At 64.8% G+C, this 25,983-nt stretch carries 22 protein-coding genes; 17 read left to right on the top strand and 5 right to left on the bottom strand.

What is annotated here, in order from left to right:
• Positions 1–108: 108 nt before the first annotated feature.
• Positions 109–978: a glycoside hydrolase family 16 protein gene (locus CR105_RS18805; RefSeq protein ID WP_099790994.1), complete on the bottom strand. Its 870-nt coding sequence runs from the start codon at positions 976–978 to the stop codon at positions 109–111.
• 375 nt (positions 979–1,353) lie between these two features.
• Here CR105_RS18805 and CR105_RS18810 point away from each other — a divergent pair, with 375 nt between their 5' ends.
• The 12 genes from CR105_RS18810 (at position 1,354) to CR105_RS28985 (ending at position 15,524) form a co-directional block, all read left to right on the top strand.
• Positions 1,354–2,622, top strand: coding sequence for an ABC transporter substrate-binding protein (locus tag CR105_RS18810; RefSeq protein ID WP_099790996.1), 1,269 nt, complete (start codon positions 1,354–1,356; stop codon positions 2,620–2,622).
• 102 nt (positions 2,623–2,724) lie between these two features.
• Positions 2,725–3,519, top strand: a complete 795-nt coding sequence (locus CR105_RS18815; protein ID WP_229414013.1) for a carbohydrate ABC transporter permease — start codon at positions 2,725–2,727, stop codon at positions 3,517–3,519.
• Positions 3,516–4,367 carry a carbohydrate ABC transporter permease gene (locus tag CR105_RS18820; RefSeq protein WP_099790998.1) on the top strand — a complete coding sequence of 284 codons (852 nt, stop codon included), beginning with the start codon at positions 3,516–3,518 and terminating at the stop codon, positions 4,365–4,367. The genes CR105_RS18815 and CR105_RS18820 overlap by 4 nt, the downstream gene beginning before the upstream one ends.
• A 20-nt stretch (positions 4,368–4,387) precedes the next feature.
• Positions 4,388–5,476: an ABC transporter ATP-binding protein gene (locus CR105_RS18825; protein ID WP_099791000.1), complete on the top strand. Its 1,089-nt coding sequence runs from the start codon at positions 4,388–4,390 to the stop codon at positions 5,474–5,476.
• Complete coding sequence (locus tag CR105_RS18830; protein ID WP_099791002.1) at positions 5,476–6,498, top strand: LacI family DNA-binding transcriptional regulator; 1,023 nt, start codon at positions 5,476–5,478, stop codon at positions 6,496–6,498. Before CR105_RS18825 ends, CR105_RS18830 begins: the two co-directional genes overlap by 1 nt.
• A gap of 85 nt (positions 6,499–6,583) precedes the next feature.
• Positions 6,584–7,978, top strand: coding sequence for a GH1 family beta-glucosidase (locus CR105_RS18835; RefSeq protein ID WP_099791004.1), 1,395 nt, complete (start codon positions 6,584–6,586; stop codon positions 7,976–7,978).
• A gap of 114 nt (positions 7,979–8,092) precedes the next feature.
• On the top strand, positions 8,093–10,633 hold the full coding sequence (locus tag CR105_RS18840; RefSeq protein ID WP_099791006.1) for a glycoside hydrolase family 3 protein: 2,541 nt from the start codon (positions 8,093–8,095) through the stop codon (positions 10,631–10,633).
• A complete protein-coding gene (locus tag CR105_RS18845) occupies positions 10,630–11,622 on the top strand; it encodes a glucokinase (protein ID WP_099791008.1) in 993 nt (330 codons plus the stop codon). Before CR105_RS18840 ends, CR105_RS18845 begins: the two co-directional genes overlap by 4 nt.
• Before the next feature lie 42 nt (positions 11,623–11,664).
• The gene (locus tag CR105_RS18850) at positions 11,665–12,966 is read left to right on the top strand and encodes a sugar MFS transporter (RefSeq protein ID WP_099791010.1); all 1,302 of its coding nucleotides are present in this window, start codon (positions 11,665–11,667) and stop codon (positions 12,964–12,966) included.
• 40 nt (positions 12,967–13,006) lie between these two features.
• A complete protein-coding gene (locus CR105_RS18855; RefSeq protein WP_229414009.1) occupies positions 13,007–14,206 on the top strand; it encodes a cation:proton antiporter in 1,200 nt (399 codons plus the stop codon).
• 85 nt (positions 14,207–14,291) lie between these two features.
• Positions 14,292–15,008 carry an AraC family transcriptional regulator gene (locus tag CR105_RS18860; protein ID WP_099791012.1) on the top strand — a complete coding sequence of 239 codons (717 nt, stop codon included), beginning with the start codon at positions 14,292–14,294 and terminating at the stop codon, positions 15,006–15,008.
• 351 nt (positions 15,009–15,359) lie between these two features.
• Positions 15,360–15,524 (top strand): putative quinol monooxygenase, encoded by a 165-nt coding sequence (locus tag CR105_RS28985; RefSeq protein WP_229414010.1) that lies wholly within the window; start codon positions 15,360–15,362, stop codon positions 15,522–15,524.
• Between the two features lie 46 nt (positions 15,525–15,570).
• Here CR105_RS28985 and CR105_RS18870 read toward each other — a convergent pair whose 3' ends face one another.
• Positions 15,571–16,062, bottom strand: coding sequence for a di-heme oxidoredictase family protein (locus CR105_RS18870; RefSeq protein WP_267873905.1), 492 nt, complete (start codon positions 16,060–16,062; stop codon positions 15,571–15,573).
• A gap of 451 nt (positions 16,063–16,513) precedes the next feature.
• Here CR105_RS18870 and CR105_RS18875 point away from each other — a divergent pair, with 451 nt between their 5' ends.
• The 3 genes from CR105_RS18875 to CR105_RS18885 all read left to right on the top strand — a co-directional run bounded on the left by CR105_RS18875 (position 16,514) and on the right by CR105_RS18885 (position 20,904).
• Positions 16,514–18,955, top strand: a complete 2,442-nt coding sequence (locus CR105_RS18875; protein ID WP_099791014.1) for a GspE/PulE family protein — start codon at positions 16,514–16,516, stop codon at positions 18,953–18,955.
• Positions 18,956–19,131: 176 nt separating this feature from the next.
• Positions 19,132–20,316, top strand: a complete 1,185-nt coding sequence (locus CR105_RS18880; protein WP_099791016.1) for a zinc-dependent alcohol dehydrogenase — start codon at positions 19,132–19,134, stop codon at positions 20,314–20,316.
• Positions 20,317–20,436: 120 nt separating this feature from the next.
• On the top strand, positions 20,437–20,904 hold the full coding sequence (locus CR105_RS18885; RefSeq protein ID WP_099791052.1) for a hypothetical protein: 468 nt from the start codon (positions 20,437–20,439) through the stop codon (positions 20,902–20,904).
• Between the two features lie 30 nt (positions 20,905–20,934).
• On the opposite strand, the gene CR105_RS27885 is transcribed toward CR105_RS18885, so the two are convergent.
• The 3 genes from CR105_RS27885 to CR105_RS18895 all read right to left on the bottom strand — a co-directional run bounded on the left by CR105_RS27885 (position 20,935) and on the right by CR105_RS18895 (position 22,544).
• Entirely contained in the window at positions 20,935–21,114 is a 180-nt protein-coding gene (locus CR105_RS27885; RefSeq protein ID WP_143752792.1) for a hypothetical protein, read from the bottom strand.
• Positions 21,115–21,310: 196 nt separating this feature from the next.
• Entirely contained in the window at positions 21,311–21,913 is a 603-nt protein-coding gene (locus tag CR105_RS18890) for a UbiX family flavin prenyltransferase (protein WP_099791018.1), read from the bottom strand.
• A gap of 208 nt (positions 21,914–22,121) precedes the next feature.
• Entirely contained in the window at positions 22,122–22,544 is a 423-nt protein-coding gene (locus CR105_RS18895) for a hypothetical protein (protein ID WP_131021699.1), read from the bottom strand.
• Between the two features lie 318 nt (positions 22,545–22,862).
• On the opposite strand from CR105_RS18895, the gene CR105_RS18900 reads away from it, so the two are divergent.
• Together CR105_RS18900 and CR105_RS28695 are read left to right on the top strand one after the other, a co-directional pair.
• Positions 22,863–23,255 carry a PAS domain-containing protein gene (locus CR105_RS18900; protein ID WP_099791022.1) on the top strand — a complete coding sequence of 131 codons (393 nt, stop codon included), beginning with the start codon at positions 22,863–22,865 and terminating at the stop codon, positions 23,253–23,255.
• Complete coding sequence (locus CR105_RS28695) at positions 23,252–25,867, top strand: sensor domain-containing protein (RefSeq protein ID WP_229414011.1); 2,616 nt, start codon at positions 23,252–23,254, stop codon at positions 25,865–25,867. Before CR105_RS18900 ends, CR105_RS28695 begins: the two co-directional genes overlap by 4 nt.
• Positions 25,868–25,983 lie beyond the last annotated feature (116 nt).

A 25,983-nucleotide genomic window follows, 5' to 3' on the forward strand; every position in this document is an offset into this window, starting at 1 on the left:
TACTACGGTTCGTCGCTGTGCTGCGTGTGCCTCGCTTTCTATGGAGTGGAAACGTTTCCATCCGAGGTTTCGTGAATATTAAGGTTCCTGAAAAATATTGTCAATCGATTATTGGGAGCTTTTGCTTGCGGCCGGTTGATATACCCGCACGTAGTCAATTTCCATCTGCTGCGGCAGGCTGCTGTCGACCACCGCGCGGCCCAGGTCGCCGCCGATGGCCAGGTTGAGCAGCAGGTATTGCGGACTGGCGAAGGGCCATTTCTGATAGTCGCCGTCGCCCGGGTTGCGCAGTTCGTTGTAGGCGCGGCCGTCGACGGCGATCACCAGCTGGTCCGGCGTCCAGCGCAGCTGATAGTTGTGGAACGCGGTGCAGGCGTCCGGCACCGGCGTCGTCTTCGTGTTCGGGGTATTTTTCGGCCAGTTCTGGGCGCCCGTGTAAATGCTTCCGAGCACTTCGCCCGGCTTGCTGCCGACATGCTCCATGATGTCGATCTCGCCGTCCACCGGCCAGCTGCCCCTCGTGCCCAGCATCCAGATGGCCGGCCAGGTGCCTACGCCGCACGGCAGCCTGGCGCGCACTTCGATGAAGCCATAGGTCCAGCTGGCCAGGCCGCGGGTGAACAGGCGCGCCGACGAGTAGGCCTGGCCGCCGTGGTCGGGCAGGCCGCGCAAGCTTTCGCGCCGCGCCGTAATGATCAGTTTGCCGCCTTCGACGCGGCTGTTCTCCAGCCGGGCGCGGGCGTAATACTGCAGCTCGTGATTGAACCAGCCTTGCTTGTTGTAGGCGGTGTCGTAGGCCCACTTGGCCGCATCGGGCAAGCCGTCCTGGTCGAATTCGTCGGACCAGGTCAGCTGCCAGCCGGCCGGCACGGTGATCGCCGTCGCGGCGGTGCCGGCACCAGCGGCATGGGCTGAGCCGACGACGAGCGCCAGGCAGATGCCGATCCATGACGCTGTTCTGGTACTGAAATGATCCATTCGCGGGTCCTTTGGAAACCTTTCCAATTTGTGGCTTGAATATAGCACCCTTATATTTTTAAAGTCAATTTGCAGCGCCGCACGGATCGGCAAATTCCTTGGCGGGAAGAGCGTCGCGCAGAGCGGCGCAGGGGGCGAAAAAAATATTTTATGGCGTGCTCCGATGTGTTGCTTTTTACGCAGCCGTAGGGTTCCGCGCGGGCCGGATTGCCGCCCCGGCGAAGTTATGGCAAAGTGCGCTGTCAGCAAGCGCGGCCTTGAATCGTTGACATCGGTTTTACCCCGGTGCTATAGTCGGGCCAGCAAAGTGGTAACGTTTCCACTTGGCGCAAGATAATGAGCGGATCCCAGGTCCGCCGCACCTCAGGAGACAGGATGCACCCAAATCGCATGACGGCGCTGGCTGGCGCCTTGCTGTGCGCCGCGCTGCCGCTGGCAGCGGTGAGCCCGCTGGCATCGGCCGCGGCGCCGGCGCGCGGTCCCACCGCCGAAGTGATCCACTGGTGGACCTCGGGCGGCGAATCGGCCGCGGTCAAGCAGGTCGCGCAGGCCTACCGCGCCGCCGGCGGCACCTGGATCGACACGGCAATTGCCGGCGGCGACCAGTCGCGCGCCGTCACCATCAACCGCATCGTCGGCGGCAATCCGCCCACCGCCGCCCAGTTCAACACCTCCAAGCAGTTCCTCGACGTAATCGAGCAGGGCATGCTCAACAACGTCGACGACGTCGCCGCGAAGGAGGGCTGGGAACAGATGCTGCCGGCGCCGATCGTCAACGTCATCAAGGTCAAGGGCCACTGGTACGCGGTGCCGCTGAACATCCACATGCAGACCTGGATCTGGTACTCGCAGGCCGCCTTCAAGAAGGCCGGCATCGCAAAAGAGCCGGCGACGATGGACGAACTGTTCGCCGCGCTCGACAAGCTCAAGGCCGCCGGCATCGTGCCGCTGGCCCACGGCGGCCAGGCCTGGCAGGAGACGGTGCTGTTTTCCGCCGTCCTCGCCAACCTCGGTGGGCGCGAATTGTACCTGGCGGTGATCCGCGACCGCGACCAGAAAGCGATTGCGTCCGACGCCTTCAAGAAGGTGCTGCTGGCCTTCAAGCGCTTGCAGACCTACGTCGATGCCGGCTCGCCGGGGCGCAACTGGAACGACGCCACCGCCATGGTCTCGGGCGGCAAAGCGGGCGTGCAGATCATGGGCGACTGGGTCAAGGGCGAATTCACCGCCGCGCGCCAAGTGGCCGGCAAGGATTACGGCTGCATCGCCGGCCTCGGGCCGACGGTGCCGTACCTGATCCAGGGCGACGTGTTCGTGTTCCCGAAAACGTCGAACCCGGCTGCCGTGCGCGCGCAAAAGCTGCTCGCCAGCGTGGTGGTGGCGCCGGCCACCCAGCTCGCCTTCAGCCAGCTCAAAGGATCGATCCCGGTGCGCATGGATGTCGACGCCACCAAGCTCGATGCCTGCGCGCAGAAGGGCATGGCCGTCATGAAGGACAAAGCGCGCCAGATCGGCGTGACCGAGGTGTACCTGACGCCCGACCAGAACGGCGCCATCCAGGACGTGTTGACGGCCTACTGGAACACCGCCATGCCGGTCGAGAAGGCGCAGAAGAACTTCGCCGCGGCGCTGAAGAACAGCTAGATGACGATGCCAGAACCCAGCGTATTGCGGCCGGCAGCACTGGCGCCAGGCCGCGCGCCTTGGCGCTTGCCCCGCGTGACGCCGTACGCCGCGCTGCTACCGATGGCGCTGACGGTGCTAGTGGCCTACATCGGCGGCGTGCTGTGGACCTTGCGCACCTCGTTTACCAATTCGCGCACTTTCGCATCCGACCAGTTCATCGGCCTGGCGCAGTACGAGCGCTTGTTCGGCAACGAGCGCTGGCTGCTGTCGCTGCATAACCTGGCCATCTACGGCGTGCTGTTCATCGCCGCCTGCGTGGTGATCGGCTGCCTGCTGGCGATCTTCATCGACCAGCACGTGACCGGCGAAGGCGTGCTGCGCACCGTTTTCCTGTATCCGTACGCGATGTCGTTCGTGGCCACCGGCCTGGTGTGGCAATGGCTGCTCACGCCCGGCCCGGGCGCCAGCTTCGACTGGATCGTCGACCAGGACATGGTGATCTACACCGTCGTCATCGCCGGCGTCTGGCAGGCATCCGGCCTGGTGATGGCGCTGATGCTGGCCGGCCTGCGCGGCGTCGACCCTGAAATCTGGAAAGCGGCGCGCCTGGACGGCATCCCGGCCTGGCGCGTGTACCTGTCGATCGTGCTGCCGATGCTCGGCCCGACGTTTGCCACCGTGCTGTTGCTGCTGTCGACCGCGGTGGTCAAGCTGTACGACGCGGTCGTCGCCATGACCCAGGGCGGGCCCGGCATCGCCAGCGAAGTGCCGGCCAAGTTCATCATGGACCACTTGTTTTTGCGCTCGAATATCGGCCTGGCGTCGGCCGGCGCCATGGTGCTGCTGGCGCCCGTGCTGGCGATCCTGGTGCCGTATGCGTACGGCCGCAGCCGCCGCCGGCAGGGCGCGCGATGAAACACAGCGCCGAGCGCATCGGCATCTACGCCTTCCTCTTCAGCGCCGCGCTGTTCTTTTTGCTGCCGCTGTACGTCATGCTGGTCACCTCGGTCAAGTCGATGGACGAGATCCGCGCCGGCGGCATCTTCGCGCTGCCGCTGGCGCCGACCTTCGAGCCGTGGCGCCTGGCCTGGAGCGAGGTATGCACGGGCGCGGCCTGCGAAGGGGTGCGCGCCGGCTTCTGGAATTCGGTCGCCATCACCGTTCCCAGCACGCTGCTGCCGATCGCGCTGGGCGCCGTCAACGGCTATGCACTGTCGTTCTGGAAGCCGCGCGGCGGCGCCGTGCTGTTTGCCGTGCTGCTGGCCGGCGCCTTCATTCCGGTGCAGGTGATGCTGTACCCGATGGTGCGCATGATGGCAACGCTCGGCGTATTCGGTTCGATGCCGGCCATCGTGCTGGTGCACACGATATTCGGCATGCCCTTGATGACGCTCCTGTTCCGCAATTACTACGCCGGCGTGCCGCGCGAGCTGTTCCAGGCCGCGCGCATCGACGGCGGCAGCTTCTGGCGCATCTTCCTGCAGGTGATGCTGCCGATGTCGGCGCCGATCATCGTCGTCGCCGCCATCATGCAGGTCACCGGCGTGTGGAACGACTACATCCTCGGCCTGGTGTTCGCCGGCCGCGACAACCTGCCGATGACGGTGCAGCTCAATAACGTCATCAACACCACCACCGGCACGCGGCTGTACAACGTCAACATGGCCGCCACCGTGCTTACCGCGCTGCTGCCGCTGGCCGTCTACTTCCTGTCCGGCCGCTGGTTCGTGCGCGGCATCGCCGCCGGCGCGGTCAAGGGCTAACCGAGATGAAAAACTAATCCATGGCCAACGTCGCATTGCGCAAGCTGTCGATCACCCTCGGCGGCAACCAGGTCATCCGCGGCCTCGACCTCGACATCGCCGACGGCGAGTTCCTCGTGCTGCTGGGGCCTTCCGGCTGCGGCAAGTCGACCCTGCTGCACAGTATCGCCGGCCTGAACGACATCGACGGCGGCAGCGTCGAAATCGGCGGGCGCGACATGCGCGGCGTCGATCCGAGCCAGCGCGGCATCGGCATGGTGTTCCAGTCGTACGCGCTGTACCCGACCATGACGGTGGAAAAAAACATGTCGTTCGGCGCCCGCATCGCCGGCCTGCCGAAGGCGCAGATCGCCGAACGGGTGGCGCGCGCGGCCGCCATGCTGCAGCTGGGCGAACTGTTAAAGCGCAAGCCGGCCCAGTTATCGGGCGGGCAGCGCCAGCGCGTGGCGATCGGCCGCGCGCTGGTGCGCGAGGCGGCCGTGTTCCTGTTCGACGAGCCGCTGTCGAACCTCGACGCCAAGCTGCGCGCCGAGCTGCGGCGCGAACTCAAACTGCTGCACCAGAACCTTGGCGCGACCATGATCTACGTCACCCACGACCAGGTCGAGGCGATGACCCTGGCCAGCCGCATCGTCGTCATGCGCGAAGGGCAGGTGCAGCAGATCGGCACCCCGGCCGACGTCTACGAGCGTCCGGCCAACCTGTTCGTCGCCGGCTTCCTGGGAGCGCCGGCGATGAATTTCATCGCCGGCGAAGTCGACGCCCACGGTTTTTTCCGCGCCGGGCCGCTGCACGTCAAGCTGCGCCAGGCCTTGCCGCAGCGGGCAGTGCTGGGCGTGCGGCCGGAGCACATCCGCATCGAGGCGGGCGGCGCGCTGGCCGCCACGGTCGCGCTGGTCGAACCGATGGGCAACCACCAGGTCGTGTGGCTGGCCTGCGCCGGCCAGCAGCTCTCCGTCGTCGTGCAGGACAGCCGCCATTTCACGCACGGCCAGGCGGTCAGCTTAAATATCGACGCGGCGCGGGTGTCGCTGTTCGATCCCGATAGCGGAAAGGCTTTATCATATGCGGTCGAACAAGCACTGACTTTAGAAACGGATTGTATATAGTGGCCACCATCAAGGATGTAGCCCGCCTGGCGGGCGTCGGACTCGGCACCGCCTCCCGCGTCGTCAGCGGCAAGGGATCGGTGTCGCCGGCCACGCTCGAAAAAGTCAAGAAGGCGATCGAGACGCTCGACTTCCGGCCGTCGCACGCGGCCCGCTCGCTGCTGTCCGGATCTAGCCAGATGGTGGGCGTGTACATCCCGGTGTTGTCGGGCACCTTCTACACGCCGATCCTGCAGATCATCGACACCGAGCTGCGCGCCGCCGGTCTGCACATGGTGGTGGCCTTCGGCGTTGGCCTCGGCGACGAGCGCCGCCAGGCCATCGACGGCATTGAATTTTTGATGGAGCGCGGCTGCGACGGCCTGATCGTCATGACCAGCGCGTTGCAGGACGTCGACATCGAGGCGCTCGGCGCCAAGCAAAGCCAGATGGTGATCCTCAACCACATGTGCGGCGCCATCGCCGACCAGTGTTTCACGGTCGACCACGCGCTCGGCGGACGGCGCGCCGCCCGCACGCTGCTCGACTTCAAGCACCGCGACATCGCCGTCATTGCCGGGCCGGCGCGGCTGGCCGACAGCGTGGCGCGCATCTCCGGCTTCATGGCCGAGCTGAGCGAAAACGGCATCGACACGGCCAGCATGTGGATCGCCGAGAGCGATTTTTCGCCGGCCGGCGGCTGGAACGCGGCCAAGGAACTGATCGAATCGGGCAAGCCGATCAGCGCGCTGTTTTGCGCCAACGACGAGATGGCGGTCGGCGCGCTGAGCTACTTCCAGGAAGCCGGCATCCGCGTGCCGCACGACCTGTCGGTGATCGGCTACGACGACACCCCGAGCGCCGAATTCTCGGCCCCGCGCCTGACGTCGGTGCACATGCCGTGGCGCGAGATGACGCTCAACGGCGTCAATGCGCTGCTGAACCGCTGCTATGACCTGGAGCGCCCGGTGGCGCGCAATTTCCCCGTCACGATGACCCTGCGCGCGTCGCTGGCGACGGCCTCGCCGTTGAAAAAGCCATGACGCTTTTTTTTATACTTCAGCTGGAAACCTTTCCAACTGTGCCGCCAATCTGGCAGAATTGATTATTCCCCCGACCCCAATGCCCATGACGACACCATCTTGCCCCGCCTTTCAAGCACCCGTGCGCAGCGACTTCGCCGACGATTTCCTGTGGGGCAGCGCCACTTCGTCCTACCAGATCGAAGGCGCCACCGGCGAGGACGGCCGCGCCGAGTCGATCTGGGACCGCTTCGCCGCCACCCCCGGCAAGGTGCGCGACGGCGCCACCGGGCAGGTCGCCTGCGACCATTACCACCGCTGGCCGCAGGACCTCGACCTGGCGCGCGACATGGGCATGCGCGCGTACCGCTTCTCGATTGCCTGGCCGCGCATTTTTTCGGCCGTCGGCGGCGCGCCGAACCAGAAGGGCCTCGACTTTTATTCGCGGCTGGTCGACGGCATGCTCGAACGGGGCCTGCAGCCGTGGGCCACCTTGTACCACTGGGACCTGCCGCAGTACCTGCAGGACGAAGGCGGCTGGAACGCGCGCGCCACCGTCGATGCCTACCTCGAATTCGCCGACGTCATGACGCGCCGCCTCGGCGACCGGGTAAAACACTGGATCACCCACAACGAGCCGTGGTGCACCGCCATCATCGGCAATTACGAGGGCTTGCACGCACCGGGCCTGACCGATTTCAAGACGGCGCTGCAGGTGTGCCACCATGTGCTGCTCTCGCACGGCAAGGCGGTGCCGCTGATCCGCGCCAACGTGCCCGACGCGCAGGTCGGCATCGCCCTGAGCCTGCATCCGGTGCGCGCGGCCGGCGACAGCGCCGCCGACCAGGCAGCACTGGCGCGCCACGACGGGCTGCGCTACCGCTGGTTCCTCGATCCGCTGTTCGGCCGCGGCTACCCCCAGGCCACGCTCGACCAGGTCGGCGCGGCGGCCCCGCGGGTGGAAGACGGCGACATGGCGGCGATTGCCGTCGCCACCGATTTCCTCGGCGTGAACTACTATTTTCCCGAGACGATCCAGGATGCTCCCGGCAGCGGGCCATTGAACGCCGTCGTCGCCGCGCCGGAAGCGGGCAGCGAGACGACCGCGCTGGGATGGCCGGTGGCGCCGGACGGCCTGCCCGAACTGCTCGCGCGCATCGAGGCCGATTATCACCCGGGGCCGATCTACATTACCGAAAACGGCTCCTGCTACGACGACACGGTGGAAGCCGACGGCGCCGTGCTCGATGTCGGCCGGCGCGACTATCTGCAGCGCCACCTGGCCGCGTTGAAACAGGCGATCGATGGCGGCGTGCCGGTCAAGGGCTACTTCGCCTGGAGCCTGATCGACAATTTCGAGTGGGCCGAGGGTTACCGGCGCCGTTTCGGCCTGGTGCATGTCGATTACACTACCCAGCAGCGGCGCCTGAAGGCGAGCGGCCAGTGGTACGGCCAGTTCCTGAAGAGAGAGGGCAACGCGAAGAGTAGGGCGGAATCCTGATGCATTTATGTTGACGCCGCCTGTCTTTGCGGCGAGAATTGGAATCGTTTCCAAAAGCATGCCGAAGCGCCTGCCGGGGACATTTTTACCACCATAATAAAGTCGAGACACTGCATGAACATTCAACTGCGTCCCCTGGCGCTGGCGTGCGCCCTGGCAGCGATGACTGCCAGCCTTGCCCACGCCGCTCCCACAGCCGCCTGGCCCGTCGCCAGCAGCCCGATCGCCCGCGATGCCGCCATCGAAGCGCGCGTGGCCTCGATCCTTGCCGGCATGACCTTGGCGCAGAAGGTCGGCCAGATGACCCAGCCGGAAATCAAGAACGCCACCCCGGACGATGTGCGGCGCTACTACCTCGGCTCGGTCCTCAACGGCGGCGGCAGCTGGCCGAACAACGACAAGCACGCAACCGCCGCCGCCTGGCTGGCGCTGGCCGACCGCTATCACGATGCCTCGATGGCCACCGACATGGCCGTCAAGGTGCCGGTGGTGTGGGGCATCGACGCCATCCACGGCAACAGCAACGTGTATGGCGCCACGCTGTTCCCGCACAATATTGGCCTTGGCGCCGCGCGCGACCGCCGGCTGGTGCAGCAAATTGGCGCGGCCACCGCCCGCGCCGTGCGCGCCACCGGCATCGCCTGGGTGTTCGGTCCGACCATCGCCGTGGTACGCGACGACCGCTGGGGGCGCACCTACGAGAGCTTTTCGGAAGACGCGGCACTGGTGAGAAGCTATGCCGGGCCGTATGTGGCCGGCCTGCAGGGAAAACTCGGTAGTGCCGACGGCGTGATCGCCACCGCCAAGCACTTCATCGGCGACGGCGGCACCGACCAGGGCAAGGACCGCGGCGTGACCCGCATCGACGCCGCGCAGATGAGCGCTGTCCACGCGCAAGGCTACGGCGCCGCGCTGGGCGCCGGCGCGCAGACCGTGATGGCCTCGTTTAACAGCTGGCACGACGCCGCCGCCGGCGTAGATTACGGCAAGATCCATGGCAGCCGCGCGCTGCTCACCGATCTGCTCAAGACCAAGATGGGTTTCGACGGCATTGTCGTCAGCGACTGGAACGGCATCGGCGAAGTACCCGGCTGCCGCGACGACAGCTGCCCGCAGGCGATCAACGCCGGCATGGACATGGTGATGGTGCCCGATGCCTGGAAAGCGTTCATCGCCAATACCATCGCCCAGGTCGAGCGCGGCGAGATCCCGATGGCGCGCATCGACGACGCCGTCACCCGCATCCTGCGCGTCAAGCTGCGCGCCGGCCTGTTCGGCAAGCGGCCGTCCGACAATCCATACGCTGGCAAGGACGCCGCGCTGCAGGACCGCGCGCTGGCGCGGCGCGCCGTGCGCCAGTCGCTGGTGCTGCTCAAGAACGAAGCGAAGGGTTCCGCGCTGCCGATCGCCGCGGGCAAAAAAATCCTGGTGGTTGGTAAAAGCGCCGACAGCCTGCCCAACCAGACCGGCGGCTGGTCGCTGACCTGGCAGGGCAGCGACAACGTCAACGCCGATTTCCCACACGCCGACACCATCCTGGCCGGCATCCGCCAGGCCGCCGGCGCCGCCAACGTCACCTACAGCCTCGATGGCCGGGACAGCGATGGCAAGGCGCTCGACGTCAGGCAGTTCGACGCCGTCGTCGCCGTCATCGGCGAGCGCCCTTACGCCGAGGGCGACGGCGACATCGGCCCGGCCGGCACGCTGCGCCACAGCAGCCGCTATCCCGAGGACCTGGCGTTGCTGCAGGCAGTGTCCGGCAAAGGCAAGCCGGTGGTGACGGTGTTCGTCGCCGGGCGACCTTTGTTCGTCAACGACCTGCTCAACCTGTCGGACGTATTTGTCGCCGCCTGGCTGCCCGGCACCGAGGGCGGCGGCGTCGCCGACCTGCTGGTGGCCGGCCGCAAGCGGGTCGACTTCAGCGGCAAGCTCAGTTTCTCGTGGCCGCGCGCCGCCTGCCAGACGTCGCTCAATCTCGGCGACGCCAATTACGCGCCGCTGTTCGCCTACGGTTACGGCTTGCGCGCCGCCGCCCGCTCGCGCCTGGGCCAGCTGGACGCGGCCTATCCGGCCGGCGGCTGCGGCGTCAGCAACAGCCTGCCGATCCATGGCCAGGCCGACCGCGCCAGCTTTCCGCTGCAGGTGCGCGCCGGCGGTGTCGCCACCTTGCTCGGCGCCGACCTGAATGCCATCATCAGCGTGCCTGGCCTGACAGTGAAAACCGCGCAGATCAACACCCAGCAGGACGCCCGCATGGCCACCTGGAGCGGGCCGGCCGCTTTCGAAGCGCGCGGCACGAGGCCGATGGTGCTGCCGAAATCGGTACTCGAAGGCGGCGTGCTGCGCTTCGATACCATCGTGGGCAGCGCGCCGGCTGCCGGCGTCAAGGTCACCGTCGGCATGCTCTGTAACGGCAATGCCTGCGGCGCTTCGCTTCCCGCCACCGCCTTGTTCGCCGGCCTGGCCGGCAAGGGCAAGCAGACCGTCAAGATTCCGCTGGCCTGCTTTACCGCCGCCGGCGCCGACCTGGCCGCCATCGATGCGCCGTTCGCGGTCAGCGCCGACGGGCCTTTCGCCGCGTCGTTCGCCAACATCGAAGTGTTGGGCGGCGCCGCCGGCGCCGCCGACACGGTGCCCTGCGGAGCGCTGCGATGACCGAACTGCGCCTGCTGGCCGACATCGGCGGCACCAACGCCCGCTTTGCGCTGCAGGGCGCCGCCGGCGCGTTGCAAGCGATCGACGTGCTGGCCTGCGCCGACTACCCGACCCTGGGCGACGCCATCGACGCCTACCTGGCGCGCGCGGCGCAGCAGGGCATCGACACCGGCGCCATCGCCCGCGCGGCGATCGCGATTGCCAATCCGGTCGAGGACGACCTGGTGCGCATGACGAACCACCACTGGAGCTTTTCGATCGCCCGCCTGCGCGCCGAGCGCGGCCTGCGCACGCTGCTGGTGGTGAACGATTTCGCCGCGCTGGCGATGGCCCTGCCGTTCTTGCGCGCCGACCAGCGCGAGCGCATCGGCGGCGGCGTCGAGACGGCCGGCAAGCCGATTGGCCTGATCGGCCCCGGCACGGGACTGGGCGTGTCGGCCGTGATGCCCTGCGGCGAACACTGGATGGCGCTGGCAGGCGAGGGCGGCCACGCCAGTTTCGCGCCGGGTAACGACGACGAGCTGCGCATCCTGCAGGCGTTGTGGCAGGACTTCGGCCACGTCTCCGCCGAGCGCCTGCTGTCGGGCATGGGCCTGGAGCTGATCCACCGGGTGCTGGCCGGCGAACGCCTGGCCGCCGCCGACATCACCAGGCGCGCGCTGGCCGGCGATGATGCGGCGTGCGAGCGCACCGTGGCGTGCTTTTGCGGAGTGCTTGGCAGCGTGGCCGGCAACGTCGCCCTGACCCTGGGCGCCACCGGCGGCATGTACATCGGCGGCGGCATCGTGCCGCGACTTGGGCGTTTGTTCGCCGCCTCCGACTTTCGCCGCCGCTTCGAAGACAAGGGCCGCTTGTCGAGCTACCTCGCACGCATTCCGACCTGGCTGATCACCGAACAATACCCGGCCCTGGTCGGCGTGGCGGCCATGCTGGCGGCGGCCATCGAGGAAGACGGCGGCGCAGGCACGCAAACCGGCAACGCACACTAGCGGGCGTTAAGTCCATATCGTCACCAAACAAAAGGAACCAGCATGGAAACCGCAGTCAAACCCGCAGCGCTCTCGCCCGGCCAGGACCACATCGACAGCGACGGCGCACGTTCGCACCGCAGCGCGCTGGTGATCGTCACCATCCTGTTTTTCATGTGGGGTTTGCTCACGTCGCTCAACGACGTGCTGATCCCGCACCTCAAGGCCATCTACACGCTCACGTACCTCCAGGCGATGCTGGTGCAGTTCTGCTTTTTCGGCGCCTACTTTCTGGTATCGATTCCGGCCGGCGCGCTGATTCGCCGCATCGGCTACCAGAAGGGCGCGGTGGTGGGCCTGTTGATCGCCGCCGGCGGCTGCGCGCTGTTCTATCCGGCTTCGCAAAGCGGCTATGCGCTGTTCCTGTTCGCGTTTTTCGTGCTCGCCTCGGGCATCACCATCTTGCAAGTGGCGGCCAATCCCTACGTCACCGTGCTCGGCGCCGCGCGCACGGCATCGAGCCGCCTGACGCTGACGCAGGCGTTCAATTCGCTCGGCACCGCGGTCGGCCCGTTTGTCGGCGGCATCCTGATCCTGTCGGCCGGCGCGCTGGCGGCCGACCAGCTGTCGGCCTTGCCGGCGGCCGAGCAGGCAGCCTACCGGGCGCGCGAAGTGGCCACGGTGCAGGGTCCTTACATTGGGCTGGCGATCGCGCTGGCGGTGCTGGCGCTGGCCTTTGCCGCCGTGCGCCTGCCGAAAATCGTCCATGCGCCGGACGCCGCCGGCAAGGCCGATGGCGACAGCGCGCTGGCCCACCGCCACCTGGTGTGGGGCGCGCTGGCCATCTTCCTGTACGTCGGCGGTGAAGTCAGCATCGGCAGTTTTCTGGTCAACTTCCTCGGCGAAGGGGACGTGGCCGCCATGCCGGCGGCCACCGCCGCCAAGTACGTCAGCGTCTACTGGCTCGGCGCCATGGTCGGCCGCTTCATCGGCTTTGCCGTCATGCGCACCGTCAGCCCCGGCAAAACGCTGGCCTTCAACGCCTGCTTCGCGATCGCCCTGGTGGTCACCGCCATCGTCGCCGACGGTCCGGTGGCGATGTGGGCGATCCTCGCCGTCGGCCTGTGCAACTCGATCATGTTCCCCACTATTTTCAGCATGGCTCTGCACGGCCTGGGCAAGCACACCGGCCAGGGCTCGGGCATCTTGTGCATGGCCATCGTCGGCGGCGCGCTGGTGCCGTTCGCCCAGGGCCTGATGGCCGACACCATGGGGCTGCGCATCAGCTTCGTGGTGCCGGCGCTGTGCTATGCCTTCATCGTGTTCTTCGGCCTCAAGTACGCGGCCCTGCACAAGAGCGCCTGAGCATTACCCACTGATTCGCGTCCACTGAAAGGAAGTCGTCTTGAACACCACCGAGATTTTTCTGCTGGCGATGTTGTTGATCTTTTCGATTCCCTGGCTGATCTGGCGCCTTGGCCGCACCGATTACTGGGCGCCGCTGGTGGTGGTGCAGATCATCGTCGGCATCGTGCTCGGACCGGGCATGCTGGGCCGGGCCTATCCCGAGTATTACCAGTTCATCTTCAACCCCGCCGTCATCGGCGCCCTCAACGGCATTGCCTGGTGGGCGGTGATGCTGTTCGTGATGATTGCCGGGATCGAGCTCGATCTCGCCAAGGCCTGGCAGCACCGCCGCGAAAGCGCCGTCACCGCCTCGCTGGCGCTGGGCGTGCCGATGGTCGCCGGCAGCGTCGTCGGCATCGCCTTGCTGGGCTATGCGGGATGGGTCGGCAGCAAAGCGCTGCCCTGGCAGTTCGTGCTGGGCGTTGGCATGTCGTGCGCCGTCACGGCATTGCCGATCCTGGTGCTGCTGCTTGAAAAACTGGAGATACTGCGCCAGCCGATCGGCCAGCGCATCCTGCGCTACGCCAGCATCGACGACATCGCCATCTGGGGCGTGTTGGCGCTGATCCTGCTGGACTGGGAACGAGTCGGCCGCCAGGTGGGCTTTCTGCTCGCCTTCGGCATCGCTACTATTCTGTACCGCCGCCTGATGGTGCGCATTCCCCATGCCGACCGCTGGTACGTGGCGCTGATCTGGCTGGCCGCCTGCGCTTTTGGCGCCGACTGGTCGGGCCTGCACTACATGGTCGGCGCCTTCCTGGCCGGCGTGGTGATGGATGCGGCCTGGTTCGACCAAAGCAAGATGGACATGCTGCGCAATCACGTGCTGATCGTCCTGATGCCGGTCTTTTTCCTCAGCACCGGCCTGCGCACCAGCTGGGAGCTGGGCGGCGCCGCCGTCTTCGTCGCCGCCGCCGCGCTACTGGTCGCCTCGATCGGCGGCAAATTGATCGGCACCCACATCGCCGGCAAGGTGCTCGGCTGGGAGCCGGGCGAAGCGGGCATCATCGGCTGGCTGCTGCAGACCAAGGCGCTGATCATGATCATTTTCGCCAACGTACTGCTCGACAAGCAGATCATCACCGCCGCCACCTTCACCGCGCTGCTGTTGATGGCGGTGGCCAGCACCATGCTGACGGTGCCGGTGGTGTACCCGCGCCTGAACCGCATGCGCCAGCTGATTTTCCGCACCACCTGAGGCCCCTGGCGCGGTTGCGGGCGGCCACGGGCCGCGTCCGCGCCCGTGGGTCTCCCATCAGTGTGCAGGGGGAGCGACCGGCCGCATGAGCTTCAACTATGACCCTTCCCATTTTCTTCTGACCTCACTCGACTTGCCTGTGACAAGTCAGGTCATCGAGGCCAGCCACGAGGTGCCTTACCTGTGCATGAGACTGAAGCTGGACATTGCAATGGTCCGGGAACTCGTCAGCGGCGGGCCGGCACCCGTCGCGACACCGGTCAACGACCGCGGTCCGGCGATGGCGATTGCTGAAACGACCGCCGATTTTCTCGATGCCTTCTGCCGCCTTTTGGATCTTCAACATGCTCCGCACGACGTCGAATTCATGAGCGGCTTGATCATGCGTGAAATCATTTACCGCATCCTTGGCAGCGACGAAGGTCAACGTCTTCGCTCGATCGCGACCACAGGGGAGAACAGTCAGCGAACGGCCAAGGCTGTCGAATGGATTAGGGATAACTTTACAAAACCACTGCGCATGGAAATGCTGGCCGATGTCGCATGCATGGGTGTCTCGACACTTCACCACCATTTCCGAGCGCTGACGTCCATGAGCCCGCTTCAATATCAGAAACAGCTGCGCCTCCATGAGGCGCGCCGGCGGATGCTTGCGGACGGTCTGGATGCGGCGCATGCCGCCTTCGAGGTCGGCTACGAAAGTGCCAGCCAATTTAATCGAGAATACAGCCGGCTTTTTGGCCAATCGCCAATGCGTGACGTGCGTGCATTGCGGGTCGTACGCAATGGCGAACTCCGCTAGGAAAATCGCACTGGATGGCTACCAGTTTGCAAACAATTTCAGGGAATAAAAATGAATATTTCTAAGGATCGGCCTGTGTAGCTTCCGAAAATCTGCAACCAGTTTTCGGTCCTGATCCGAAAGCTATCCGCGGTGATAGTCGCCTCTTTTCAATGGTTTCAACGTCGCCTACGCCCAAGGGCAACAAATGATGGTGCGGATCTCGGAAATTGAAGTGGACGCCAGGTACCTCGAACAGTACAAAGCAGTTCTCAAGGAGGAAGCGGAAGACTCGGTGAGACTGGAGCCCGGAGTGATCGCCATTTTCCCGAGTATCAACGGGAAAAGGATACCGAGTTCAGGATTCTTGAGATGTATGCAAATCGCGCGGCTTATGAGGCGCACCTCAAGACCCCACATTTCCAGAAATACAAATCAACGACATCCCATATGGTCAAATCACTCAAGTTGGTTGATATGCAAGCGCTCGATCCTGAAACCATGTCGAGAATGTTCAAGAAGATGAAAAGTCATTAGTCAACCGACGGCCCCGGCCTGCCGAGTCCGCCGGTACGTATCTGCCTTACAGCGACTTCAGGAACGCGAGCAAGGCGTCTCTCTCCACCTTCGACAGCTTCTCGAAGCGCTGGCGCGATGCGGCGCCTTCGCCGTCGTGCCACAGGATCGCTTCGGTCAGGTTGCGCGCGCGGCCATCGTGCAGGTAGCCGACCGTGCCGGCCGCGCCGATGACCTTCTCGCTGTAACCCAGGCCCCACAGCGGCGCGGTACGCCACATGTTGCCCTTCGCCTGGCCTTCGACCAGATTGTCGGCCAGGCCGGCGCCCATGTCGTGCAGCAGCAGGTCGCTGTACGGCCGGATGGTCTGGTTGCGCAGTTCGGCGAACAGGTGACCCGGTCCGGTCTTGATCTCGGCCGTATGGCAGGCGGCGCAGCGCATGCCCTGGAACAGCGTGGCGCCGGCGCGCACTTGCGCCGGATTGACGTTCAGCTCTTCGGTCGGTGCGACGCCTTTCGGAAAGCCGCTGGCGATGCTGCGCTGAGCAGGCACCGCCACCAGCGCCAGGTAGCGCGACAGCCTTCGCTGATACCTTTCTGCGCGCCGGCCGCGGCGCAGCCGGCCGGGTCTGTCGTGCAGCTGCGGTCAGGGTACACCGGCGAAGTTACCGCCATGTCGTTGAACAGCGCGGCGGCCGTCTGGTGGCGCAGCGTCGCCTTCGACGCCTTCCAGCTTCATTATGGGCGCCAGTGGTGAAGTTGGTGTGCACCAGGCGGCGGCCTTCGACGAGAAGAGCGGACGACATGCCCGGCCGGTAGGTGACCGTTGATCTGGTCCCGTATTGTTGTTTCGAAACAACTCGTATGCAAAAAGAATTCGCCCAGCGCCGCCGCAGCGTAATTAATCTGTGTCAGTCTCTTTGCATATCACGCGCGTATCGCAAAAAGGGGCTCGATCGCGCACCCCTGGCGTCAATTCTGAGTGTTTTATAGTGAAGCGAGCAATTTGTATGAACCAAGATAAGCACCAGGCGCAAGCGCAGCAACCCCTGAGCGGCACTCCGCCGGCGCCGGCGGTGAAGTTCGACTGGCCGCTGCCGCCGTATTTCAAGATCGTGCCCAAGACGAAACTGAAGGGCGCCGAAACCGATTCGTGTTTCATCGTCATGAAAGAAGGCCCGCGGCGCGTCGGCAACCTGACCCACTTCTGGCCTGCCTCTTCTTCCCTGATCTTCACGTTCGACGAGGCCTTGACGTCGGCCAGTGTCTCCTTCGACGACATGCAGAGCATGTGCCTGACCGATATTGTTGAACTCGTCCCGGTCGATTTGTCGGAGTCAAACGCCATTCACGGAAACTATCCGGCGTTTGCCAGGCAAAAATGCACTGTCAACTTCACCAATGGGGACCGGTTCGTCTCCGAAACGGTCGGGTTTGTTTCGAGGGACTACGGTCTTTTCCTTTTCATTATCAGCTATGGCCGTAATGTCCTGCGGTGGTTCATCCCGACCCGCGCGATCCTGGATTATCAATTGGGTGAGCAGCTCGGCAAGATGTTGGTCGACAAGAAGGTGTTGTTGCCCGAAGAACTGGAAGCCGGCCTGGACGTGCAGGAGCAGCTGCGCAGTTCGAAAGTTGGCGACTACCTGCAAAAGCAGCTGATCGTCAGCCACGAACAGATCGAAGCGGCGCTCAAGCGACAGCGCGCCCTGCCGTTGCTGCGTCTGGGCGATGCGCTTCTGCAGGATAAATCGGTCACCCAAGAACAACTCGATATCGCGCTCAAGGCGCAGTCGCGCGATCGCAAAAAGCAACTCGGTGAAATCCTGATCGAGATGGGATCGGTCGACAAGGAAACCATCAAGCGCGTCCTGGCCCAGAAGATCGGCATTCCCTTCGTCGATTTGTCGATATTCCAGTTCGACGCTGCCTTGATCAGGTTTGTACCGCGCCATATCGTCCGCAAACACTCGATCATTCCGCTGTATCGCAGTGAGCTTCGGATGGCCATTGCCATGATCAATCCGCTCGATAGCCAAGCCATCAAGGAGATGTCGGTCTTCAGCAAGCTGACGATCGACCCGGTCATGGCGTCCGAAGAAGACATGTCCGCGGCCATCGAACGGTATTACGGCGCAAGAATCAATGAAACGCACATCGACGAACTCGTCTCGGCACTGCACGTCAGTGATGAAGAGCCTGCCGAAACTTCGCCCGCAGTCACCGAGTCCGACAGCGCCCTGGTGCGGCTGGTCAACAAGATCATTACCGACGCTTTCGTACGCGGGGTGTCCGATATCCACATCGAATCGATGCGGGGCAACGAGCCGACTGTCATCCGCTTCAGGAGTGACGGCGTGCTGGCCGATTATTCCGAAGTGCCGGCGAGTTTCCGCGAGGCCTTGATATCGCGCCTGAAAATCATGAGTCGACTCGATATTTCGGAAAAGCGCCATGCGCAGGATGGAAAAATCAATTTCCAGGTCTCCGGCGCGACCCGGATCGAGCTTCGCATCGTGACCATTCCAACCACCGACGGCCTCGAGGACATCGTGTTGCGTAACCTGGCCGCGCCGCGGGTGATGTCGCTCGACAGCCTGGGCCTGGCGCCGCGGGTGCTCGATGGCCTGCATAGCCTGGTCACGCGGCCGCACGGTCTGTTGCTGGTGTGCGGACCGACCGGATCGGGGAAAACGACGACGCTGCATGCGCTGCTTGGTTGCCTCAATAGCCGGGAACGCAAGATCTGGACTGTCGAGAATCCGATCGAGATCACACAAAAAGGCTTGCGCCAGGTGCAGGTCAACGCAAAGATCGATTGGACATTCGCCAGCGTCCTGCGCAGCATCTTGCGCGCCGATCCTGACGTCATCATGGTCGGTGAAACGCGCGATCCCGAGACGGCCCGCACCCTGATTGAAGCCTCGCTCACCGGCCATTTGGTCGCCTCGACCATGCACACCAATAGTGCCGTGGAAAGCGTGGTGCGGATGCTCGACCTGGGCCTGGACCCGTTCAATTTCGCCGACGCGCTGCTTGGCGTAGTGGGGCAGCGCCTGGTGCGCAGGATGTGCCAGGCCTGCCGCAAGCCGCGTATCGCCACAAAGGACGAGCTGGCGATGCTGGCGCATGAATATTGCTTCGAAACCGACCTCGAGCAATCCGCCATCTTGCACCAATGGAGCGAGCAATACGCGAGGGAGGATGGCGAAATTATCCTGTACTCACCGCTAAAATGCAGCCAGTGTGAGCAAAAAGGCTACAAGGGCCGGGTAGGTGTGCATGAGCTGTTGATCAACACAGCCGTGATCAAGAAAATGATCCATTCGCGGTCCCACGTCAACGAGATTACCGCCGTGGCGATGTCGCAGGGCATGCGCACGATGCGCCAGGACGGCATCGACAAGATATTCCAGGGCGTGACGGACTGGGAGCAGGTCAAGGCGGTCTGAGCGGCCCGGCAACCGGCCAAAGCTGCCGACCGGATAGTCTTCCTTTTCCTGACGGATCGATACAGCGTAAAAAAGCTGTTCACCTTCCGTGCGCGTATCGACTTTTGCCGCCGTCATGCTTAAGTTGGTGGGGTGCTTCTTCTTCCATCAATTCAGCAAGCTCTAGCGGAGGTCATATGCTGGCCATGGACTACCGGGGACCGTATCGCGTGCGCGCGGTGCAAAAGAGTGATCCGCAAATCGAGCATCCTGGCGACGCCATCGTGCGCGTCACGCGTTCATGCATCTGCGGCTCGGACCTGCACCTTTACCACGGCCTGGTGCCGGACACGCGCGTGGGTACCACGTTCGGCCATGAATTCGTCGGCGTGGTCGACGCAATTGGCGACGGCGTGCAGCGCCTGAAGGTTGGTGACCGTGTGTTGGTGCCGTTCAACGTGTTCTGCGGCTCCTGCTTCTTCTGCGACAAGGAGCTCTACGGCAACTGCCACAACACCAATCCGGAGGCAACCGAGGTCGGCGGCATCTACGGCTATTCGCACACCGCCGGCGGCTACGATGGCGGCCAGGCCGAGCTGGTGCGCGTGCCGATGGCAGACGTCGGGCCGACTGTCATTCCGGCCGACATTGACGAGGACGACGCCGTGCTGCTGACCGACGCGCTGCCGACCGGTTACCAGGCGGCCGAGATGGGCGACATTCGCGAAGGCGACACGGTCGTCGTGTTCGGCGCCGGCCCGGTCGGCATCTTCGCCGCCAAGTCGGCCTGGCTGATGGGCGCCGGGCGCGTCATCGTCGTCGACCATGTCGAATACCGGCTCGACTTCGTGCGCCGGTATGCCCAGTGCGAGATCATCAACTTCAAGGAAGTGGGCGACATGGCGCTGCATATCAAGAAGATGACCGACTGGCTCGGCGCCGACGTCTGCATCGATGCGGTCGGTTGCGAGGCGTCCGGCAGCGTTGCCCAGACGCTCACCGGGCGCTACATGAAGCTGCAGGGCGGCAGCGCTACCGTGCTGCACTGGGCGATCAACTCGGTCCGCAAGGGCGGCAACGTGTCGATTGTCGGCGTGTACGGACCCACCTTCAACGCGGTGCCGATCGGTAACGCGCTCAACAAGGGGCTGACATTGCGCATGAACCAGGCAAGCGTGAAACGCCACTTGCCGCGGCTGATCGAGCACATCCAGGCCGGCCGCATCAATCCGAAGGAAATCATTACCCACCGCGTGCCGCTCGAAGAGGTGTCCGACGCCTATCACATTTTTTCGAGCAAGCTCGATCAGTGCATCAAGACCATTCTGATTCCGCCGAATGCGCACCAGGTTCGCAGGCTTGCCGCCAGCACACTGCATTGAGAAAGGGACAACATGGACACCAAGAACAGCATCACGCGAACCGGCGACGGCCCCTGCAGCAGTCAGGACCATCAGCACGACGATCATTTTTTTGCGCCACAGCCTCGCGCGGCGCGCGACATGTCGCACATCCAAGGCTGGGGCGCGGACCTGGACCGCAAGGACCGTCCCGGCGTGCCGATGGAGCGTACGCCGCCACGCCTGGAAGGCGCGCCGATTGCCGCGCCGTCGCAGCAACCGGAGCGCATGGAAATTCTGGTCTCGCCCGAGCGGCCGCGCATCACGCCGCTGTTTGGCACCAGTGTTGCGCCGAAAGGCATCTCCGGCATGCTGCGCCGCCTGGCCTACAAAATGACCGAAAACGATATCCGGCACTTCATGCTGCTGCTGTTGGCGGACCGCGTCAACGTCGTTGAAGGCGTCGCCGAAGACCTGATGAAGGGACACGTGCCGAGCATCGTCGGAGAAATGGGCATCAAGTCGGAGTGGCAGCATAACCGCGCCGGACTGGTGCAGAAGGCGGTGGTGGCCACAGCCATCGTCGGCATCGGCTACTACATGCTCAAGCGGCGCGAATCGAATCGTTGATGCGAGCGCGTGATTGGCGTGCTTGAAACGTTATCGTTTCAAGCCGTCAATCAGGATCATAATTTCGGCCAGCACGGCCTGCGAGCAATGCGAAGTCGTGTCGAAATCGCGCGCCAGTATCATCACCGTCTGCGGCCGGGGATCTATCCACTCGCTGTGGTTGCCCGACTCGTCCAGCGACGCTCGCGCGGTTGCCGCGTGGGTTCCCACACCTGGTTGCCTGGCGGCGGGGGCGCCTTTGCTGAGGCAGCGAACTGCAATGTTCCAACCTCGGTAGCACGTTCGTAGTGTTCCGCTCACGGCTATCTCCTGCACCCAAAAATCCAAGGTAGCATTCGATCCAGTGGCGGTATGTTCGGTACCCGACCCAGCCAAAATACGGTCGCGTTTTGGCAGCTACCAAGATTTAACTCCCCGGCGCGGCGCCGTCGCGTGGATTCCAGCGCCGCACGGTGCCGGTATCGAAGCCGAACAGGTCGAGCACGCGGCCAAGCGAATGATCGACCATCTCTTCCAGGCTGGCCGGCCGCGCATAAAACGCCGGCACCGGCGGATAGACGATCGCGCCCGCTTCGGTCACCGCCGCCATGCTGCGGATGTGCCCGAGGTGCAGCGGCGTCTCGCGCACCATCAGCACCAGGCGGCGCCGCTCCTTCAGGTTGACGTCGGCCGCGCGCGACAGCAGCGAACCGGTCACGCCGGTGGCGATCTCCGACATCGTCTTGATCGAGCAGGGCGCCACCACCATGCCGGCCACCTTGAACGATCCGCTCGAAATGGCCGCGCCGATGTCGGTGTTCGCATACACCACGTCGGCCATCGCCTTCACTTCCGCCATGCTCAGGTCCGACTCGTACTGCAGCGTGACCTGCGCCGATTTGCTCATCACCAGGTGCGACTCCACATCGAGCTCGCGCAGCAGTTGCAGCATCCGGATGCCGTAGATGACGCCGGAGGCGCCGCTGATGCCGACCACTATGCGGGGCCGCGCTGCGCTGCTCGTATTCATTCGATGTCTCCCGGTGGCCGCCGCCGGGATCTGTTTTCCCGGCCTTACGGCTGGGGATATTAACAGAGCAATCCATCCAAGAGTACAGCGCGCGTATTTCTACTTGGCACCGTTGTACTTGGCCCGCGCTGTCGCTACCGACACGCCGAAATGGGGCCGCATCATCCGGCGTGCCGGCATCGTTGCCGAATAAGCGCGGCGCGCGGCCTCAGCGCTGCGCCAGCGTCGACGAAATCGTCACCCTGTCGGCCAGGCGCGGGTCGGGGACATAGCTCATGAGCATGTCCTCGCCCGCGTCGCCGCGGTTAAATTCCATGACTACATTGCCGTCGCCCATGACGAACTTGTCCGGCGAGACGGCGAGCAGGCGCATCGGTTGTTCGCGGTCGATGATGGCGTCGATGTAGCGCGACCCCGGGCGCACCTTCAGTGTCCAGCCGTTCGACATTTCGTAGGATCCGGCGATTTGCCGCGCCTGCTCAGCCCTGAGCAGCACGGGCCGCACGGGCGCGCTCACCTGCACGCTCGACATCGGTGCGCTGTCCGGTCGCGGATACGGCGCGGTCTGGGCGCCGGCGGCGGCGGCGAGCATTAGCAGCGAAGCGCAAGAAAGCAGGGCTCGAAGAGGCATGATGGTTCCTCCATAAGGTGGGAAAAGGCTGGATGCGGACTGTAAAACCAGTCTAGGGCAGGGTTCAGTAATCTCAAGCGGCGCGCGCCGCATCACGACCAAACAATCTGCATCGCGGGATATGCAGATCGGGCAGATATGATCCTGAACTTGTGGTGCGAAGCGGATTTAAGTATCACACTTCGCCTAAAATGTCATGGACAACATTGACAGCAATATCTATCTGTGTGAACATAATTCTCTACGACAACAAGTAGTTTCCAAGTAGTTTCCAAGTAGTTTTGGCGATGCTGGATCCGCTTCTCAGGAGTACCATTAATGATTGACCCATCCCCCATTCTGTTCGACCAGGCCGATGTCGTAGCCGCCTTGGCAACGCTGGACAGCGAACAGCTCGACGCCCTCGATTTCGGCGTCATCGGGTTCGACAACGACACCGTCGTGCGCCTCTACAACACGTACGAAGCGAAAGCGGCCGGCCTGGCGCCGGCGCGCGTGCTCGGCCAGCCGCTGTTTACCGTGGTGGCGCCGTGCATGAACAACTTCATGGTCGCCCAGCGCTTCGACGACGCGTTCGACGCCGAGGAGGCGCTCGACGTCACCATCGATTACGTGCTGACCTTGCGCATGCGCCCGGTCAAGGTGGCGCTGCGGCTGATCGCCTCGCCAGGATCGGCGACCCGCTACGTGCTGGTCAACCGCCTGTCGTGAGCGACAGTAGCGCCGCCGACATCAACGCCGAACATGAGGCGCTGATCCAGTTCCTGTACCTGGCGCCGGTCGGCCTGGTGCAAGCCGCGCACGACGGCACCATCGGCATGATCAATCCGATCTCGGCCCAGCTGCTGATGCCGCTGTCGCGCGATGGCGGCCTGAGCAACCTGTTCACCGCGCTCGACAGCGCGGCGCCCGAGCTACGCCGGCTATGCGCGCAATTTTCCCCCACGCAAGGCGTCATCTGTGACGGCATGCACATCAACCTGACCGCCGTCAGCCAGCGCGCGGCGGCGACCAGGGTCGTCTCGCTCAGCGTCGTCAAGCTCGACGAGAACCGCCTGATGGCCGTGCTTGCCGACGTCACGGCGCAAGTCAAGCGCGACCGCGAGCTGAAGCAGACCGACGCCTGGCTCACCGCGATCCTCACCAACATCAGCGACTACGCGATGGTCAGGCTCGACCAGCTCGGCCGCATCGACGGGTGGAACGACAGCATCGGGCGCATGCTCGGCTACGCGCCGGAGGCGCTGGTCGGCCAGCCGTACGGAATCTTCCATCCGGCCGGCGCCAGCACGCCGGCCGACCTGGCAAAGCGCCTGCGCGACGCCGACAAGAACGGCTGGAGCCTCGACGAAGGTGCGCGCCTGCGCGCCGACGGCAGCCACTTCTGGGCCAGCGCGATGATCTCGCCGCTGCCGGATCGGGACGCGGCGCCGGACGCGCCGGCCTACAGCCTGATCATCCGCGACATCAGCGACAAGCGCGCCGCGGGCGAGCCGCAGCGGCCCGGGCCGTCGCCGGCAACGGGCGCGCCTGCAGATCAAGTGACTGCGCCAGCATCGGCTCAGCCTGACAGCGCCGACGCCTACGAGGCGTTGATCCAGTTCCTCTACCGCACCCCGATCGGCCTGGTGCAGATCAGCGCCGACGGCACCATCGAGATGCTCAATCCGAAGTCGTCGAGCCTGTTGATGCCGTTGACGACCGACGGCAACCTGGGCAACCTGTTCGCTGTGCTGGCCGGCATCGCGCCGGAACTGTCGGCGATGGCATCCACGTTTGCCGCGCCGACCGGCGTCGTCTGCGAGACCTTGCGCGTGCGCCTGCCGCCGCGCGCCGGCGCCGCGACGGAGCCGCAGGTGCTGTCGATCAGCCTGTTGAAACTCGATGCGCAGCGCTTCATGGCGGTGCTCGAAGACGCCACCGCCGAAGTGCATCGCGAGCAGGCCACCTTGACGCGCCGCCTCGACAACGCCGCCCGTACCGACGGCCTGACCAAGATGCCGAACCGGCGCGCGGTGCAGGAGCAGATCCGCCTGATCATGACGCGCCCGGAAGCTGCCGCGCAAGGCGAGTCGGCCGTCATGTTCATCAATTTCGACCGCTTCAAGCAGATCAACGACACGCTCGGCAACGCCGCCGGCGACAAGGTGCTGACGACCATGGCCGAGCGCATGCGCGCCGCCTTGCGCCCGCCCACCGACCGCATCGCGGTGGCCGCCGGCCCGAGCCAGATGGCCGCGCGCATCGGCGGCGACGAGTTCGTCGTCGTGCTCGACGGCATGCGCTGCACCGCCGACATCGAAAGCGTCGCGCGGCGCCTGCTCGAGACGATCAGCAAGCCGTACCGGATTGTCGGCCAGGAAATCATCTGCAACGTCAGCATGGGCGTCGTGCTCGGCGCCCAGGCCAGCGGCGACGCCGACGCAGTGCTGCGCGACGCCAGCATCGCCATGGCCGAAGCGAAGCGGGCCGGCGGCGGGCGCTACGTGCTGTTCGACACGGAGATGCGCGAGCGCGTGGTGCGCCGCGGCGACATCGAAGGCGACCTGCGCCGCGCGCTGCAGGAGCAGCAATTGTTCGTGCTGTACCAGCCGGTGGTCGGCCTGCTCGATGGCGGCGGCACCGATTACGCCACCGGCGTCGAGGCGCTGGTGCGCTGGCAGCACCCGACCCGCGGCATCGTCTCGCCGGTCGAATTCATCCAGGTCGCCGAAGAGTGTGGTCTGATCGGTGCGGTGGGCGACTTCGTGCTGCGCCAGAGCTGCGAGGATTTCGTCCGCTGGCAAGCCGAGCTGGGCGAGGGCGCGCCGCGCCTGTTGGCGGTGAACCTGTCGCGCGCCCAGCTGGCGCAGCCTGGCTGGACCGAGGTGGTGAGCGGCATCCTGGCCGCGACCGGCATGCAGGCGCCGCGGCTGCAGCTGGAAGTGACCGAGAGCCTGGCCGCGCAGGACCAGCAGGTGCAGGAGCGGTTGCATCAACTCAAGGCGCTCGGCATCAAGCTCGCGTTAGATGATTTCGGCACCGGCTACTCGTCGCTGGCCAGCCTGCACCTGCTGCCGGTCGACACCGTCAAGATTGACCGCTCGTTCGTCAGCCAGGGCGACACCAGCCATCACCACCGCGTGCTGATCGAGGCGACCGTGATGGTGGCGCGCAGCTTGGGCATGGACACGGTGGCCGAAGGCATCGAAACGCCCGAGCAGGCGGCGGTGGTGCGGGAACTGAAGTGCGACAAGGGGCAGGGCTACCTGTTCAGCCGGCCGCTGTCATCTGGCGCGCTGCTCGACTGGCTGGGCGCGCGCGCGCCGCAACAGACAACGTAATTGCGGAACAGCAGGGGCCTGCACTGCGGAAAAGCTGGTGTCAGGTCTGACATTCGGACATTTCAAAAGACGAAATGTCCGAATGTCAGACCTGACACCGGCGTTACGGCAACGAC

The organism is Massilia eurypsychrophila, from assembly GCF_002760655.1.
Taxonomy (GTDB): domain Bacteria; phylum Pseudomonadota; class Gammaproteobacteria; order Burkholderiales; family Burkholderiaceae_D; genus JAFCUW01.